At 39.9% G+C, this 16,256-nt stretch carries 13 protein-coding genes; 1 reads left to right on the top strand and 12 read right to left on the bottom strand.

The genetic code is table 11. The features are described 5' to 3' along the window. Positions 1 to 6: 6 nt before the first annotated feature. Genes NQ508_RS04850 through NQ508_RS04840 form a run of 3 tightly spaced genes read right to left on the bottom strand, consistent with a single transcriptional unit; the run spans position 7 to position 3,831 of the window. Positions 7 to 1,509: an ATP-binding protein gene (locus tag NQ508_RS04850; protein WP_006428565.1), complete on the bottom strand. Its 1,503-nt coding sequence runs from the start codon at positions 1,507 to 1,509 to the stop codon at positions 7 to 9. Between the two features lie 37 nt (positions 1,510 to 1,546). Continuing rightward, entirely contained in the window at positions 1,547 to 2,869 is a 1,323-nt protein-coding gene (locus NQ508_RS04845) for a vWA domain-containing protein (RefSeq protein ID WP_006428566.1), read from the bottom strand. 32 nt (positions 2,870 to 2,901) lie between these two features. Next, a complete protein-coding gene (locus tag NQ508_RS04840; protein ID WP_006428567.1) occupies positions 2,902 to 3,831 on the bottom strand; it encodes a leucine-rich repeat protein in 930 nt (309 codons plus the stop codon). Positions 3,832 to 3,974: 143 nt separating this feature from the next. Between NQ508_RS04840 and NQ508_RS04835 the strand changes: the two genes are divergently transcribed. Next, positions 3,975 to 4,871 (top strand): polysaccharide deacetylase family protein, encoded by an 897-nt coding sequence (locus tag NQ508_RS04835; protein WP_006428568.1) that lies wholly within the window; start codon positions 3,975 to 3,977, stop codon positions 4,869 to 4,871. A 106-nt stretch (positions 4,872 to 4,977) separates the two neighbouring features. On the opposite strand, the gene NQ508_RS04830 is transcribed toward NQ508_RS04835, so the two are convergent. The 9 genes from NQ508_RS04830 to rfbD form a co-directional block, all read right to left on the bottom strand. After that, positions 4,978 to 6,678, bottom strand: coding sequence for a cohesin domain-containing protein (locus NQ508_RS04830; protein ID WP_006428569.1), 1,701 nt, complete (start codon positions 6,676 to 6,678; stop codon positions 4,978 to 4,980). 30 nt (positions 6,679 to 6,708) lie between these two features. Then, on the bottom strand, positions 6,709 to 8,121 hold the full coding sequence (locus NQ508_RS04825; protein ID WP_006428570.1) for an LCP family protein: 1,413 nt from the start codon (positions 8,119 to 8,121) through the stop codon (positions 6,709 to 6,711). Positions 8,122 to 8,222: 101 nt separating this feature from the next. Continuing rightward, the gene (locus tag NQ508_RS04820; protein ID WP_049940541.1) at positions 8,223 to 9,140 is read right to left on the bottom strand and encodes a glycosyltransferase family 2 protein; all 918 of its coding nucleotides are present in this window, start codon (positions 9,138 to 9,140) and stop codon (positions 8,223 to 8,225) included. Beyond that, entirely contained in the window at positions 9,133 to 10,242 is a 1,110-nt protein-coding gene (locus tag NQ508_RS04815; RefSeq protein ID WP_006428572.1) for an LCP family protein, read from the bottom strand. The genes NQ508_RS04820 and NQ508_RS04815 overlap by 8 nt, the downstream gene beginning before the upstream one ends. Positions 10,243 to 10,257: 15 nt before the next feature. Beyond that, positions 10,258 to 11,661: an undecaprenyl-phosphate glucose phosphotransferase gene (locus tag NQ508_RS04810; protein WP_022415799.1), complete on the bottom strand. Its 1,404-nt coding sequence runs from the start codon at positions 11,659 to 11,661 to the stop codon at positions 10,258 to 10,260. Between the two features lie 35 nt (positions 11,662 to 11,696). Further along, complete coding sequence (locus NQ508_RS04805; protein ID WP_006428574.1) at positions 11,697 to 12,650, bottom strand: glycosyltransferase family 2 protein; 954 nt, start codon at positions 12,648 to 12,650, stop codon at positions 11,697 to 11,699. Between the two features lie 10 nt (positions 12,651 to 12,660). Further along, entirely contained in the window at positions 12,661 to 14,478 is a 1,818-nt protein-coding gene (locus NQ508_RS04800; RefSeq protein WP_006428575.1) for a glycosyltransferase family 2 protein, read from the bottom strand. A gap of 214 nt (positions 14,479 to 14,692) precedes the next feature. After that, a complete protein-coding gene (rfbC, locus tag NQ508_RS04795; RefSeq protein WP_006428576.1) occupies positions 14,693 to 15,301 on the bottom strand; it encodes a dTDP-4-dehydrorhamnose 3,5-epimerase in 609 nt (202 codons plus the stop codon). A 12-nt stretch (positions 15,302 to 15,313) separates the two neighbouring features. Next, entirely contained in the window at positions 15,314 to 16,255 is a 942-nt protein-coding gene (rfbD, locus tag NQ508_RS04790; protein ID WP_006428577.1) for a dTDP-4-dehydrorhamnose reductase, read from the bottom strand. Position 16,256: the final 1 nt, after the last annotated feature.

Here is a 16,256-nt window from a genome sequence, read left to right as displayed (position 1 = left end):
AATCATCTATTTTATGGCAGTGTTCAGATCCTGTTCTACTTCATTTAGTTCTGACAGGATCTCCTCCTGCTGTTTGTCAAATAACAGTTTCTTATTATACTGATAATACTTATCACAGTCATTTTCCTTTAAGAACTGAATACTATAATAGTTCGTGTTAAGTTCTGTAACAAAAGAAACCATCTCCTGACTGTCCCCAAATGCATCTTCCATAAATTCAAATGCATGTTCCAATGCGGAAAGCGTACGTTCTGTCAGTTCTTCTCTCTCTGCCACTTCATTTCCAAACACCTCTTTTATACGTTCAAATGCTGCCTCTCCTTCCAGATGTTCTTCTTTTGCAAGCTGTTCGTAAGATTCCAGTTTATCCAGCACCTGTTTTCTTACATGCTCGTCCTGCTTTGTCATCTGTTCTTCTTTCCGTAATTTTTCATATTGCTCTCTGGCTTCACAGACGACAAGATCCATTTGCAGATTGGATTTATATAACTTCAGATATTCATATATCATTGTAACCAGTCTGTCTTTTAGGAAATATTCTTTGAAGCAGCTTCCCAGACGGCCGATCAACATATTTACAACACTGAACCTCTCATCAAATGCTGCATATCGAAGTCTCTCCAGCGTATCCCTGGTATAGACACCTTCAATAATCTTCTCAAGACCATAATCTTTTTTATACTTATGATACAGTTCCAGATAATTGGCAAAATCTTTTGCGATCTTCCAGTGCTGGATATACTGATGTACAACCTCTCTGTCCGCTTTCTTTCCAAGCTTTTCATAAGTCTTCAGAAGCTGTGACAGATCTTCCCAGCCTCTGGCTGTTGCAAAGACCTTTCCATCTACCGTCGTCTCCATCCGGTAAAAATAGTCTCTCCTGATCTCAAGATATGCCAGAATCGCCGGATGAATATCTGCCCGGTATGCATATTCTTTCCATACATCATAATTCACATCTACATCGATCTTCTTGATTCGATCCAATGTTACCACATCAAAATCCCGTACCGACTTATTGTACTCCGGCGGATTACCTGCCGCTACAATGATCCATCCTGTCGGAATCTTCTGATTACCAAATGTCTTACACTGCAAAAACTGTAACATTGTCGGAGCCAGAGTCTCAGACACGCAGTTGATCTCATCAATGAACAGAATTCCTTCTCTAAGTCCTGTCTCTTCCATCTTATCATATACCGAAGCGATGATCTCACTCATCGTATATTCTGTAACCGAGTACTCTTTCCCATCGTACGTCTTCTTTTCAATAAACGGAAGTCCGACCGCACTTTGTCTGGTATGATGTGTGATCGTATAAGATACCAGTGCGACTTTACACTCCTTTGCCACCTGTTCCATAACCTGTGTCTTACCGATTCCCGGAGGCCCCATCAGGAGAATTGGTCTTTGTCTTATTGATGGGATCATATAATCTCCATATTCATCTTTGGCAAGATATGCCTCTATCGAATCTTTGATTTCTTTTTTGGCTCTTTTTATATCCATTGTATTCCCTTCTTTTGCTGTTATTTATTTCATCTGATCAGAAATCCAGATCTTCTTCCAGGATGATCTTTATTGCCCAGGGCGGAACATCTACATCTTCATAGTCTTCCTCCATGAACACAAATGCCGTCTCATATACAGGCCTTTTCGCCGGATAGATTCCCCGGCCATCCGTAAAATAGATCATTCCCCGTAAATGTTCAAATGTATGCTGGCGGACCAGTTCATCCACATACGAGAATGCCGGCCTGAAATCCGTTCCGCCTTCGCCTTTTAATTCCAGTTTGTCCATGTATTCTTTCAGCTCTTCTTCGCACGTGATCTTCTGATCCGTCTGAACCTGATCATCACATTGAATGATATGAATGTTCACTTTTCGGAAAAAGCTGTCGTTTTCACTTAATACGCCGTAAGTCTCCTCCAGAAATTTTTTCACCAATTCTCCCGAACAGGACATCGATGTATCGATCACAATAACAAATTCTTCTACCTTCTGAACTTCTTTCCATTCCTGTGGCTCGATCAACGGCATATTCCCATACATAGTTAATCCATAACTGTAGAAAGTATAATCAAAAGAATCCGGATCCACCGTCATCTCTTCTTTTAACACCGAAAATTTTCTTAAAAATTCCCGGTAATCCATTCGCTCCCGATTTTCTACTTTCACCTGATCGATCAGATTTCCGGATGTCTGTGATGCTTCTTTGGAAAATGTCTCCATCTCTGTCTCCATACGCTCACTGATATCCTGCCAGCGGTTTTCAATCTGATTCTGTCTTTTTTTCTCCTCAGCTTTTGGCCAGTAACTGTGATCGTCTACCCGGAAATCCACCTCCAGTTGTTCAAGCTGCTTTTGTGTCAGTGCTTTTTTCCTCAGCACTTCATATATTCGTTCTGCCGTAAGCGTTTTCATTTCTTTTTTCAGTTCACGGTACATTTCTCTTCTTGGGAACGACCTGGCCTTCATAACACACCGATACTGTAATTCATCGATGATCGATTCCACAGCAATATCACATGACAGATGATAAAGCCGTTCCTCTCTTCCTTTTCTGCGGATCATATGGCGAAAAATCCCATGCAGCACCAGATGCAGGTAGATCCTGTTCACCATCACTCGGTCTTCCCTGAACAATCCCCCGAGATATTGTGGATCATAATACAGATACAGTCCGTCTGTTCCCATACCTTCCGCCCCCGTATCAAGTACAAACGGAAGACTGGATAATGCTACATCCAGGAACCGCATCTTCATATACAGTTCATTCCTTGCCATAACAAGAATCTTACGGCTTATATTTTCCAGGCGGTCCTTTTCTATGGTTTCTCTGTTATTTTCTATCTTTTCTCTGTCCATTGCTTTTCTTCTCTACTTGTTTTATAAATACTCTATAGCTCAAATGTCTTTTTCTTCTTTGGAAACTGATCCTTTCTGATATCCATAAAAATACTCAGAATTTCTGTTTTGCTGCCTTCTGCCGCGAAATCCATTCCCGCCTGTAAAGATTGTTCTGTCCATAATTTTCTTCTTTGCAGGAACCGGATTCCTTCCACCTCTTCCTGCTTCACCGTCCATTTTGCCACCGCAGTCATGTGCTTTTTTAAGTATTCTTCATAACCTTGTCTGTTCTTATCTGAAAGTTCTGCCGGGAACCGCAGGCGGTTCAGTGCCAGTTCCACTGCCGTCTCCTCTGTGTCTTCCGCAACCGTATGATAAAACATCTCATCATATTTTCGATAGTCCAGTTCACGGTCATAAAAACACTGACGATAATATCCGCCTGCCCCGTGATGATGCGTTTCCAGTATTCTTGCAGGGGTGTTCTCCACCGCCTCTTCATAATGCTCCGGAAAGAGTAGTTTTGCTTCCTGTCCTCCTTCAGGCGCATGTAGATATATCCTCATCTGGTACCGCATCTCTTCTACAATCGACTTCAGACAGCTCTTTTTTCCGTCCTGAAGATATATCTCTACTTCTTCCAGATGGCAGCCTGTAAGTGCACCACCTCCCATATCCAGAAGTCTGTTGCCAAGTACTAATTTTCTCAGATTCCGGCACCTGTAAAATGCATATCTTCCAACTTCTTTAAGTTCCAACGGCATCCATATTTCCTCAACTGAAAGATTTCTGGAAAATGCATAATCTCCCAGTATCGTGACCGGCTCACCTTCTATCTCATCCGGCAGCACCACATAACTATCATTTCCATAATATTCAGTGATCATCATACCCTTCTCTGTTTTTTTATAACGGATTTCTTTACTCAGCATATTATCTTTTTTCACATATTCTCTGGCCATGTTTTCATCCCGTTTCATTTATTCTTTCTTATATCTGTTCTTAATAATTCTACGTTCCTATACTACTATCATTCCCTATTCTTTGCAAGTTTGTGTCCTTTTCCGCACATCTTTTTCCTTAGGGCATCATATAACTGTATAAAAAGTTTTCCGGAGTTTCTATGTTCAGATTCCATATACCAAAAACTCATCTTTCTTTTTCCACCCTTTATTCCAGATATAAACCATTAATCCTCCTTTTCTTCTTTTCCTGCTGTTTTTTTGCCGGAGGATTGATTGCCCGAATTTTCCCCGCCAGTGAAACAACTTTGACTCCGGCCAGCCGCACTTTTGTATCTTCTTCTCATTCCTTTGTTCTCCCAACCACCGAAAACTGGGGATTGAGTTTTCAGGAGGAAGGAAAAGCTCCCGTCGGAAATGCCTCATTCGATGAATTAAAAAAATATCATGCCTACTATGCCAGAAACACTGATCAGAAAGTGATTTATCTGACTTTTGACTGTGGTTACGAAAATGGCAATACCCCTTCTATCCTGGCGGCTCTGAAAAAGCATCATGTTCCTGCTACCTTTTTTGTCGTCGGCAATTTTCTGCAGGATAATCCAGATCTGATCAAACAAATGCAAAAAGAAGGTCACACCGTCGGCAATCATACGTATCATCATCCCGATATGTCACAGATTGCGACACAGGAAACCTTCTCAAAAGAGCTTTCAGATGTCGAAGATCTTTTCAAAAAGATCACCGGAAAGTCGATGACACGATTTTACCGGCCGCCTCAGGGAAAATACAATACCGAAAATCTACAGATGGCCAAAGATATGGGATATCATACCTTCTTCTGGAGTCTCGCCTATGTTGACTGGCTTACCGATGCCCAGCCATCCAAAGAAGAGGCTTTTGACAAATTACTCGGCCGTATTCATCCCGGTGCCATTGTACTACTTCACAACACTTCGAAAACCAACGGAGAAATCCTCGATGAACTTCTTAACAAATGGGAATCCATGGGATATCAGTTTTCTTCTTTGAAAGATCTTCTCAAAACTGAAGAGTAATCTTCATGTCTTACACGCTCAAGTATCAGCAAAACCGGCCGCCTGATATCAGATTTTCCGATATCAGGCGGCCGGTTTTATTTCTTATAAAATTTTAATTCAGTAATTAATCCAGATCAATAACATCCATCTTAAATGTGTCATCCATCTCCGCATGACTTCTCTTCTTTTCCGGGTGATTACTTAAGAGATCTGCCGTAGCATCAAATAACTCATCATCGTCATAATCATAGTCATTTGAACCAAACATATCGTAATCATCATCCGAATAATATCCTTCAAAATTATCGAACTCTTCTTCATCTAAAGGAGTAAATTTTTCAAAATCATCTGTATCCTGAAGATTAATGTTCTTTACAGGTTTGCGGATAGCAGGACCTGTCTCATCTAAAGAACGTACACCCTTTGCAGCTGCTTTTTTTGCCGTTGCGTGTTTGACGCTCTTCTGCTTCTTTGGTTTTTCCATGGCTTTGGCTATGTTTTCTGTAACCCAAAGATCATCCTCATCGTATCCTTCAAATTCATCTTCATCATCATATTTCTTAGATGCTTTTTTCGAAACCTGTTTTGAAGCTTTCTGTGCTTTCTTTTCCTGTTTCTCTTCTTTTTTCTTAGCTTTTAATGCTTCCTCTTCTTCATCCAGATCAATTCCATATTCATCATACAGATCATCTAATTCCAGATCTCTGTGTCTAAGCTTGACTGCTGTGACAATAAGTACCAGAACAAGCAGTAAGATTAATGCAATTGCTATAATAACTACAATATCCAGGAAATTCTCTACAAAATTAAGGATTTTTCCCCATATTCCTTTTCCGTTACTTAACTTACTTTCTGAAGAAGAACTGCCGGTTGATTCCGGTGTGTATTTCTGATAGGTTCCATCTGTCGTATCATAACGATATGTTGTCTTTTCACCGTCAGAATTCAAAGCATAAATAATATAATATTCTGCGTCTTTTGTATCCTGCCAAGTGTCAAATTCTTTACCATTTAATGTCAGAGTTGTCTTCTGATACTGGCTTGGCAGATTCACCTTTCCATCATTCATCAATGGGATAATATATCTGTCTTTTGCAATCTCAACTTCTTCAAACGGTGCGAAAGATCCATCATCACTGTTATACATATAGAAATCTGCATCATCGCTGTCTTTTTCAGTCAGATACATTGCATTGATTCCACTTGCCTCCTGTGTGATCACAGAATACTTTGAACCTTCAAATGTCAGCTCTCCTTTTTTAAAACCTTCCGGAATGATCTCTTCCGAAAAATCGCTGGTCACAACATACTTCTTGCCGTTCACTTTCACAACGGCACCATCTGCTGTCGATGTTGTTGTATCTTCGGTACTGGTCTCTTCCTTAATCAGAGACGGATCGCCAGCTCCGATCGTAACTGCAGAACTTCCCTGTGTTACTTCCAGGTTCGTTCCGTCTTCCGCAGTACCCGTAGCACTTGACACTTCGATATTCGAAGTACCTTCTTTTAATGCCTGAAACTTCAGATTAAATTCTGCAGTTGTTCCACTTCCGGTCCAGGAAATCTTAATGGTTCCATCCTTTCCCGTCGCATTATCACCGCTGATAAATCTCAATTCACTTTTGTCATACGTTAAAGTCGCTTCCATAGACTGCATTGATGAAGCAGAAGTCAGCTTGGTCTTTACATCAACTTCCGCTCCTACTGTAGTGGACGGATCCGCAAAACGCAGTTCTGCTGTCGCTGCTTCTGTTATCACCGACAGACATGGACATATCATACATATCGCCAAGAATGTTACAAATATCTTTTTAATTCTTCTCATGTAACCTACCCCTTTATCTTTTATTACTATTTATTCCGTTCCTTCTGTCGATCCAGTGGTTCCCGAAGTGCTGCCTGCATTATCTCCGGTCGTTCCACCTCCTGTTGTTGTCCCTTCTGTTCCTCCGGTTGTTCCCGTAGTTCCTGAGGAAGTGCTGCCTGTACTTCCGGTCGTTCCGCTTCCCGTCGATGTTCCTCCGGAATATCCGTTTGACGTACCGTAAGATCCGGTTCCGTAAGTGCTTCCACCCGTTGTTCCGTAGGTACTTCTTGTTGTACCGGTTCCGGATGAATTATTGGAATAATTTTCCGAATACCCCTTACTTCCCGGTGTCTCATCATCCTCGATCGTTGTACCGCTTTTGGCCTTATCTGACGCTTTTGCAGTAATACCACTTTCAATGCCTTCAATCGTGCTGGATACAGAATACCCATCACTTCCAAACAGAAATTTATGCACCTCAAGTACATTCGAAGACAAGGTCTTCGGGATTACGACGCTTCCTACTTCATTTAACATATCCGTTGTATTTTCAGCCGGAAAACCAATCGAATCTCCTAATTTATACTTTGTAAGATTCTTTGCATATCCGATCATTTCAGCCAGTGTAAAGTTTGTTGATATCTGCGGAAATACACTGTCTATGATCTTATTAACAGTGCCGACACTCATGTTCTGCGCTTTATCTGCAATTTTCTGTAATACCAGGCGCTGACGTTCTGCACGCTTAAAGTCTCCTCCTTCCGTATAACGGATTCGGGAATAAGACACTGCCTGCACACCATTCAAATGATATGTACCCTCTACTTCCGGCTCGATCTTCTCATAACTTTTTCCTGTTACTTTTGAAGTTTCGACACAATAGTTGTTCATATGCACAACTTCATCATGCGTCAGTTCCAGATCCAGTCCTCCTACCGCATCGATAACATCTACCAGTGCATTAAAGTTTACGGTTACATATTTTTCAATATTCATATCCAGATTACGGTTAATCAGCGATACTGCGCCTTCCGGTCCTCCAAAAGAATATGCAGAATTCGCTTTATTATAACTTCCGTCATCTAATTCTAATAATGTATCACGATAAATAGATACCAATTTAACTTCTTTCGTATCATTATTCAGACTTGCTATTATGATCGTATCACTTCGATTTCCTTTGCCCAGATCATTTTCTCTTGAATCCAGACCAAATAACGCTACATTCGTGTATCCTTTTTCATGTTTTACTTCATCAGAAATGTTTAATTTATCTGTATCGAGTTTCACCGAACTCAGTTTATTCATCTTACTTGCCAGAATGACTGATCCTATAACTACTACGCCCAGAAGAGTTCCGCCTAATACAGCACCTATTTTCTTCCCTATAGACCAGGTCGCAAAGCCTCTTTTTCTGCGACGCCCTCTTCGTCTGACCTTTTTCCCTGTATTTCTTGCCATACTTCATATCCTTTCCGCATTTATCCTAAATTAACACAAACCTTTTTACATATTACCCTATTTTTTTCTAAATTTCAATATTTTCAGTCCTGTTTTCCTGTTTATGTCCAATATCTCGGATTCATTGTGCATTTTAATACAATCTTTTTCGGCAGTTTTTGATATTTTCGTCCAAGAAGATATCCTGCATATTTCGCTACACAATCTGTGAAAAGTTTAAAAACAAGCCATGGCCTTCTCTGTTTTATCAAAAAAGCGACTGTATTCTTTATCAGTTTCATTCCTTCTTTTTCTGAGCTTACCTTCCGGAATATCTCAGGATGCTGTGCCTGGGAAACGGCCATATCAAAGTTTCGGTGAAACTGTTGTGCAAAATTGTAATTATGCGAATGGATTACCCTTGCTTTTGCATTATAATATACTTTCTGTTCATTCTCTATAACCTTCGCTGCGTATATCATATCTTCATTAAATATTGCTTTTTTCTCGAATCCACCGTTTTTCAAATACATATCCCGGTTATAGGCTGCACATACATCCGAACAGAAGAATGTTTTGATTCCCATTTTTTCCAGATCTTTCGAAGATTTCACTTTGCTTTCCTGCGGATAATTAAATTGTCTCGTATATCTTTCTAATAATGTACTTTCTTTTCTAGGAAGCTGTCTCGCATACGCAACTGCAACATTTGCTTCTTCCAAAGCCTGTACCAGTTCACTTACCAGATACTCGTTATCCGGGCAGGCATCCTGTGTCATACAGATCACAATATCTGCATCCGATTGCCGGATTCCTTTGTCTCTCGTTGCGGCATGATCAAATTCATCCGGAGTAATCTCTTCAACTGTCACATTTTTATAACGTTCCTTCATGCTTTCCAGACTCTGTCCGTCTGTTGTATGCATCAAAAAGATACGGTTTACTTCATAGGTCTGTCTTTCCAGACGCTCCATCAGCTTTTCAAATTCTGATCCCGGATGATATACCGGAATTACGACATCTACTTTCTTCTTATTCATTTTGTGATGTTCCGCTTTCTGTTGTATTTGGATATACATTGGTCATATCATTCAAAGTATTACTTATATCTGTAACCGTTGCCGTCGGTGTATAATCCTTATTCGGATATAAGAATTGATGCAGCTTTATTACATTTTCTTCCAGTCCTTTCGGGATGACATATGAACCACTGTATCCCGGTATCTGTTCCGGAGTTTCCAGATCAAACGGGAAACCTGTAGTTTCGCCCAGCTCATAATCAAAGGCACCTGTGGCAAGACTTAATATCTCCTTTGTAGTGAAGCTTGTTGATACCTCCGGCATTACCTTATCTATAATCTTATTAAGCGTTGCCAGATCCTGCTGTTTCAATTTATCTGCTGTTTTCTTAAGGACCAGTCTTTGTCTTTCTGTTCTCTTATAATCACCGCCTGCTGTATATCTTATTCTCGCATAAGATACCGCCTGCACGCCGTTTAATTTATACGTTCCGGCTACTGCCGGTTCGATCTTCTTATATTTCTTACCTGTTACTTTAGAAGTCTCTACACAATAGTTGTTCATATGCACAACTTCTTCATCCGTTAATTTTACCGTAATACCATCAACCATATCTATCACATCGGCTAATGCAAGGAAATTGACACTGACATAATCCTGAATATCAAGATCCAGATTCTCATTGAGCATATTGACTGCCGTCTCAGGTCCGCCTACTGAATAAGCCGCATTGGCTTTATCATAATGCTCTCCGTTCTGTTTTAACATCGTATCCCTGTACACAGACACAAGCTTTACTTTTTTGGTTTCATTATTGATGCTTGCGATCATAATCGTATCTGTCCGGTTTCCTTTTCCAAGATCCTTTCCTCTTGAATCCAGACCAAATAATGCAACATTGGTATATCCGGTCTGTTTCAGTCCGTTGTTCTTTATATTCGAAAGATTGGTGCGTTCCATTTTTCCCAGCTTAAATAAGCCAAACGCTGTTGTTCCCAGAATACACAGAATGATCAATTCCAAAATAATTACAAGTCTTCTGCGTCTTCTGCGTTTTTTCAGTCTTTTTCTTCGTATTTCCTGCTGTCTTCTGGTTAATCTTTTTTTATTACGTTTACTCATGACTTCTCCTTAAAGCTAATAGGCATTTTTATTAATAAATCCTTTGAAAAATGTTAAAAATATAATCTTAAAGTCAAATCCAAGTGTCCAGTTTTCAATATAATACAGATCATGCTCTATTCTCTTCTTAATAGACGTATCTCCTCTGTATCCATTTACCTGAGCCCATCCCGTAAGTCCCGGTCTTACCTGATGTTTGATCATATACCGAGGTATTTCTTCTTTAAACTTTTCTACAAACTGCGGTCTTTCCGGTCTCGGCCCTACAAGACTCATGTCCCCTCGAAGGACATTAAAAAGCTGAGGCAGTTCATCTATACTTGTTTTTCTTATAAACCTTCCGACCGTCGTAACACGCGGATCATCTTTGGTCGTCCAGCCTTTCTTTTCTTTTTTCTCATCCTGTACGATCATTGAACGGAATTTATACATTTTAAACGGACGATTCTGCAGCCCTACTCTTTCCTGCGAAAAGATCAAAGGCCCCGGCGAAGTCTTCTTGATCATAATTGCCGTTACGATCATAACCGGAGAAAAGAGAATAATTGCTACAATTGCTCCAAATATATCCACTCCGCGTTTCATCCATTTATTCAGCGGATCACTTAACGGAACTCTTCGGATATTGATCACCGGAAGTCCCTGCAGATCTTCGGTGTACGGCTTGGTCGGTATAACGTTATTATAATCCGGAATAAATTTCGTATGCACACCTGATTTTTCACACATTTTAACAATTCTTTCCAGCTTATGATATTCAGCCAGACCCAGTGTAATTACGATTTCATCCAGTTTATTTTCCGGCAGCACAATTTCCAGATTATCAATTCTTCCCAGTACCCTGACCTTCTTATATTCTGTTCCTCTAGGAACATTATCGGCAAGGATACCCCGGATATTATATCCCCAGTCCGGATTTGCCAGGATTCTGTCAATGTACTGTTCTGCCGCACGGCTGTATCCGATCAGTAAGATATGTTTCTGATTAAATCCCTGACTTCTGATCTTCCGAAGTCCCATTCTGATCACATTACGCTCTACTATTTCCAGAAAAATATTAATACAGTAAAAAACAAAGATCATCGTTCTGGAAAAATCTGTCTGATGTCTGAAATAAAGTACTAAAATAAATACCAGAAAGCCTATCGTGTTCGCCTGAAGGATATTCCATGCTTCCAGTCTTCTTCCTCTGACTCTTTTCGGAGTATATAACTGAAAAATATAATATAGCAACAGATATCCCGGTATAATGAATATCAGTACACTCATATATACTTGCAGAGAAAGATACCACGGATCCATCTCAAAAATGCCGCTCCTGAATCTCAGATACCATGAAAGCACATACGAAATTACAATCACTACCGCATCCAGTACCACATGTATTTTATTTAATAACCCTTGATTTTCCTTGATCAATTTTACTCACCAACTTTATCTATTATTTCGTTTTCCTATGCCAGACGCCGGAAAATATTTATCCATAGTTCTATCTGAATCTTTATATAATTCTTAAGATGGCCGGATTCATATTTTACTTTATCTGATTTTTCCCCCATATGCAGCCCTTCTTTAATACCATTGACATATAGCTTTCCGTATCCCTTGCGAAGGAAAAACAGGTACTTCACCAAAAATCCCACAAAAAGGAACGGACTGTTCAGTATCTTCTGTACAACCGGCATATTTTTATATATCAGATATACATTATTGCGTGAAGACATCTTGACTTTAAATTCATTATATCTTGCTCCGCTTGCCGCACTTCCCACATGGATCACTTCTGATTTGGGTTCATATAAATTATCGTATCCCGCTATCCTGGCACGATATCCCACATCTATGTCTTCCAGATATGCAAAATGCTTCTCATCAAACATTCCAATCTCTTCAAATACTTTTTTCCGATAGATTGAAGCCCCTCCGCATGCTGCAAAAATCTTTCTTATATTATTGTATTTCTTCACACTTTTGTCTTTTCCATATGCGTATGCCCATCCAAGTGCATTATAATAGGTTCCTGCGCTGTCAATTTTGGACGGATCATGATACTGGATCATCTTAGGCTCCACAGAAAATATGTTCGGATCTTTCTTGATCGAATCCAGCAGATACTTTACATAGTTATCTTTTATCACCGTATCATTATTTAACAAGATCACATATGGTGTATCTGTCTTTTCAATACCGATATTAACTGCTCTGCAAAAGCCATAGTTCTTATCCAGCATCACACATTCAACTTCCGGATATTCTTTTACAACTTCCTCTATACTTCCATCATTCGAGGCATTATCTATGATCAGGATTTTCTTTTCTGTCTGATCCTTTTCATACAAACTTTTCACACAGGAAAACAGATACTCTTTTCCTTTGTAATTAGGTATTACGATTGTTACTTCACACATAATTTCTCCGTTAGTTCACTTTCAGGGAATAGTCCCATTTTTTTAAGGAAAGATTCGGATTATACGCTGGATCTCCATTTTTCAATATGTCAATCCAATGGCTGCGCATATATTCTATCTCTCCCTGAAATCTGCGCACTTTTTCTTTCGTATCTTCAGCTCCTCTGGTCTTAGATTCATAATGATATAACTCTACATATGGATCATACACGATCAGATGTCCTTTTTCCCGTATTCTAAGACACAGATCCACATCATTAAACGCTACTTTCAGCTCTTCTTCCAGTCCGCCGACTTCTTCAAATACCGAACGTTTCATCATCATACAGGCCGCTGTCACGGCACTTAAATCCTGCTGGATAGCCGCTCTGTGCATATATCCTGTATAACCGCGTTTCATACCGACAAAGACACTGCCGGCAACTCCTCCGATTCCAATGATAATTCCCGCATGCTGCACCGTATCATCCGGATAATATAGTCTAGCACCTACTGCACCGACTTCTTTTCGCTGACATGTTGAAAGCAACTCTGTAAGCCAGTCACGACTTATCACTTCCATGTCATTATTTAACAGCAGTAAATAATCTCCCTTTGCCTGTTTTGCACCAAAATTATTAATTGCCGAATAATTAAATTCTTTTTTCCAGTATACGACACGGATCTTATCATTGCAAATCTGTTCATAGTATTCAAAAGTCTTCTCTTCCGTACTATTATTCTCAATAATGATAATTTCATAATTCTCATAATCCGTCAGTTTTTCTATTGACTTCAGGCATTTATCTAATGTCTCTGCCTGATCTTTATTCGGGATCAGAATAGACACCAGCGGATTTCCTGTCACAGGATATTTTACTCTGTAAAATCCAAGATTTTCCGTCTGAAGGACTTCTCCTTTTGTATGGCATCGTCTGAGATGATCTTCGATTGCCTTCTTTCCAGCTTCATATGCATACATTTTACTTAAAGGATTATCTGCTGTTGATTCCTTATGCACCCGCCAGTGATATAATATCTTTGCAACATGAGAGATTCTTTCCGCCTGTTCCGTACATCGTAAGATCAGATCATAATCCTGCGCCCCGTTATATTCCGCTCTGAACTTTCCTACCGATTCAATTAATGCTTTTTTTGCAACAAAAAAATGACAGATGTAATTATTTGCTCTCAACATATCCAGATTAAAGTCCGGCTTAAAATTCGGAGAAAAATATTCATCCAAATCTGTCGTCACTTTATCTTCGTCTGTATATAGCACATCTGTCTTGCGATCTTTGTTCAGGCAGCTTACAATTTCATACAGTGCATTTTCTTCCAGAAGATCATCATGATCCAGCAATCCTACAAATTCTCCCGTTGCGATCTCCAATGCTCTGTTCGTATTCTGTGCAATTCCTTCATTTTCCGGAACATCCACTACTTTGATCCTGTTGTCCTTCTTGCCTGCAACATTCAGAATACTACTTACTTCCTGATTAGAAGGATTAGCATTGGCAATACACAATTCCCAGTTCGTATAAGTCTGCTTTCTCACTGACTGGATCATCTGCTTTAAAAACACCTCCGGTGTATTGTATACCGGTACCAGGATGCTGATCTTAGGACTGTATTCAAATACCTGCTTCCGTTCTCTTTCTAATTCCTGTTCAGATGGTCTGTGATTTTCATACCATTCTTTATAATCAATATCGCTTTTCTGGAAACGTTCTGTTAATTTTATCCAGAATCCTTTCGGTCCATAATGGCGCAAATAAAGTATCCCCTTTTTCAAATTATAGGGAGATACTTTTTTTATCATATTTATATAATCTAATTTACCACTCATTAAGATATTCCTCGTACATATTATTACATATTTTCCCTTTTTATCCGATTTATTGTAACATATAGTTAATAATTGAGCAATATTTATATTCTTAATATTATATGAATAACAGTTTAAGATAACAAAAAAGCTCCGGATTCGTATGATCCGAAGCTTTTATTATCTTAAATCTACAGAACCTGCCACTGGCAGCTTCTTTCGAACGCATGGCGATTTAAAAATGGAATGTATCCTTTAATCCAACCCAGAGCTGATCTTTTTCGCTTAAGTTCAGCGCAGTTCCATCTTCCAGTGCATATCCTTCACCGGAAGCTGTTCCTTTGTACTCTCCTGTCAGTGTCGGCCACTCGATACCGATCTCAGGATCGTTCCATGCAAGACCGCCTTCATCTCCCGGGTGATAGAAGTCTGTACATTTGTAGCAGAACTCAGCAATATCACTCAATACCAGGAATCCATGTGCGAATCCTTCCGGAATATAGAACTGTTTCTTATTTTCTTCTGTCAGCTCCACACCGAACCATTTTCCGTATGTCTCACTGTCACTTCTCAAGTCTACAGCAACATCAAATACAGAACCTTTTACGACTCGTACCAGTTTGCCCTGTGGAAATTCTTTCTGGAAATGTAATCCTCTTAAAACTCCTTTTGTTGAGCATGATTGATTGTCCTGAACGAACTGCATTGTAAGTCCGGCTTCCTCCATGTCTTTCTGGTTGTATGTCTCCATAAAGTATCCTCTTGCGTCACCGTGTACCGTTGGTTCGATCACACAAAGTCCCTGGATACCGCCTGCATTTTTTTCTACTTTAATCTGTCCCATTTTATTATCTCCTTAGAATTCGATTTCTTTCAGATATCTTCCAAGCGCATCCTGCCATGTCGGAAGTGGGGTAAATCCATTTTCTGCAAGCTTACTCTTATCCAGTCTGCTGTTAAAAGGTCTCGCAGCTTTTGACACTCCATATTCTTCTGTTGTTACAGGAAGAACGGTTACTTTCTCTTCACTATATTCTTCATGTCCAAGTGCTGTTGCCTGACGGAAGATTTCTTTCGTAAAGTCATACCAGCTGATATATCCGCCTTCGTTGGTTGCATGGTAGTAACCATATTTATCTGTCTCTATCATGTCAACAAGAAGTCTTGCAAGGTCAAATGTATAGGTCGGTGTTCCGATCTGGTCATTTACAACCTTTAATGTATCATGTGTCTTTGCCACATTTAACATTGTCTTGATAAAGTTCTTTCCATTCTTTCCAAATACCCATGCGATACGTACGATAAAATACTTATCCAGAGTCTCAGACACTGCAAGTTCTCCCGCCAGTTTACTTTCTCCGTATACGTTCAGAGGTTTGTAATCTTTGCAATCCGGTTCCCATGCTTTCGTTCCCTGTCCGTCGAATACATAGTCTGTGCTGATGTAAACCATCTTACAGTCCAGTTTCTTGCATACATCTGCAATATTCTTTGTTCCTGTTGCATTGACAGCTTTTACGATGTCTTTCTTATCTTCATCTTCCGCAAGATCAACGGCTGTCCATGCCGCACAATGTACCACTACATCCGGAGCAGCCTCTGTCAGGACTTTTTCTACCGAAGCTGCATCTGTGATATCCATCGGTACATACGGCATTGTTGTCACCGCTGTACCATCCTGAATTCCGCTGTATGTTTCTTTGATGTCCGAACCGATTCCCTCATATCCGCGGGATGCCAGTTCGTTCATCACATCATGACCAAGCTGTCCGCCAACACCCGTCACTAATACTTTCATT

The sequence above is a fragment of the Dorea longicatena genome (genome assembly GCF_025150085.1).
Taxonomy (GTDB): Bacteria; Bacillota; Clostridia; order Lachnospirales; family Lachnospiraceae; genus Dorea_A; species Dorea_A longicatena.
Note: the sequence above shows the minus strand (reverse complement) of the source record. Positions and strands in the feature narration are given on the sequence as shown.

Excerpts from the sequence above, each read along its gene's own strand:
- NQ508_RS04805 (WP_006428574.1), bottom strand. The coding sequence starts at position 12,650 with ATGTGTGAAGTAACAATCGTAATACCTAATTACAAAGGAAAAGAGTAT.
- NQ508_RS04840 (WP_006428567.1), bottom strand. The coding sequence starts at position 3,831 with ATGAAACGGGATGAAAACATGGCCAGAGAATATGTGAAAAAAGATAAT.
- NQ508_RS04815 (WP_006428572.1), bottom strand. The coding sequence starts at position 10,242 with ATGAGTAAACGTAATAAAAAAAGATTAACCAGAAGACAGCAGGAAATA.
- NQ508_RS04850 (WP_006428565.1), bottom strand. The coding sequence starts at position 1,509 with ATGGATATAAAAAGAGCCAAAAAAGAAATCAAAGATTCGATAGAGGCA.
- rfbD (WP_006428577.1), bottom strand. The coding sequence starts at position 16,255 with ATGAAAGTATTAGTGACGGGTGTTGGCGGACAGCTTGGTCATGATGTG.
- NQ508_RS04825 (WP_006428570.1), bottom strand. The coding sequence starts at position 8,121 with ATGGCAAGAAATACAGGGAAAAAGGTCAGACGAAGAGGGCGTCGCAGA.
- rfbC (WP_006428576.1), bottom strand. The coding sequence starts at position 15,301 with ATGGGACAGATTAAAGTAGAAAAAAATGCAGGCGGTATCCAGGGACTT.
- NQ508_RS04800 (WP_006428575.1), bottom strand. The coding sequence starts at position 14,478 with ATGAGTGGTAAATTAGATTATATAAATATGATAAAAAAAGTATCTCCC.
- NQ508_RS04845 (WP_006428566.1), bottom strand. The coding sequence starts at position 2,869 with ATGGACAGAGAAAAGATAGAAAATAACAGAGAAACCATAGAAAAGGAC.
- NQ508_RS04835 (WP_006428568.1), top strand. The coding sequence starts at position 3,975 with ATGTTCAGATTCCATATACCAAAAACTCATCTTTCTTTTTCCACCCTT.
- NQ508_RS04830 (WP_006428569.1), bottom strand. The coding sequence starts at position 6,678 with ATGAGAAGAATTAAAAAGATATTTGTAACATTCTTGGCGATATGTATG.
- NQ508_RS04820 (WP_049940541.1), bottom strand. The coding sequence starts at position 9,140 with ATGAATAAGAAGAAAGTAGATGTCGTAATTCCGGTATATCATCCGGGA.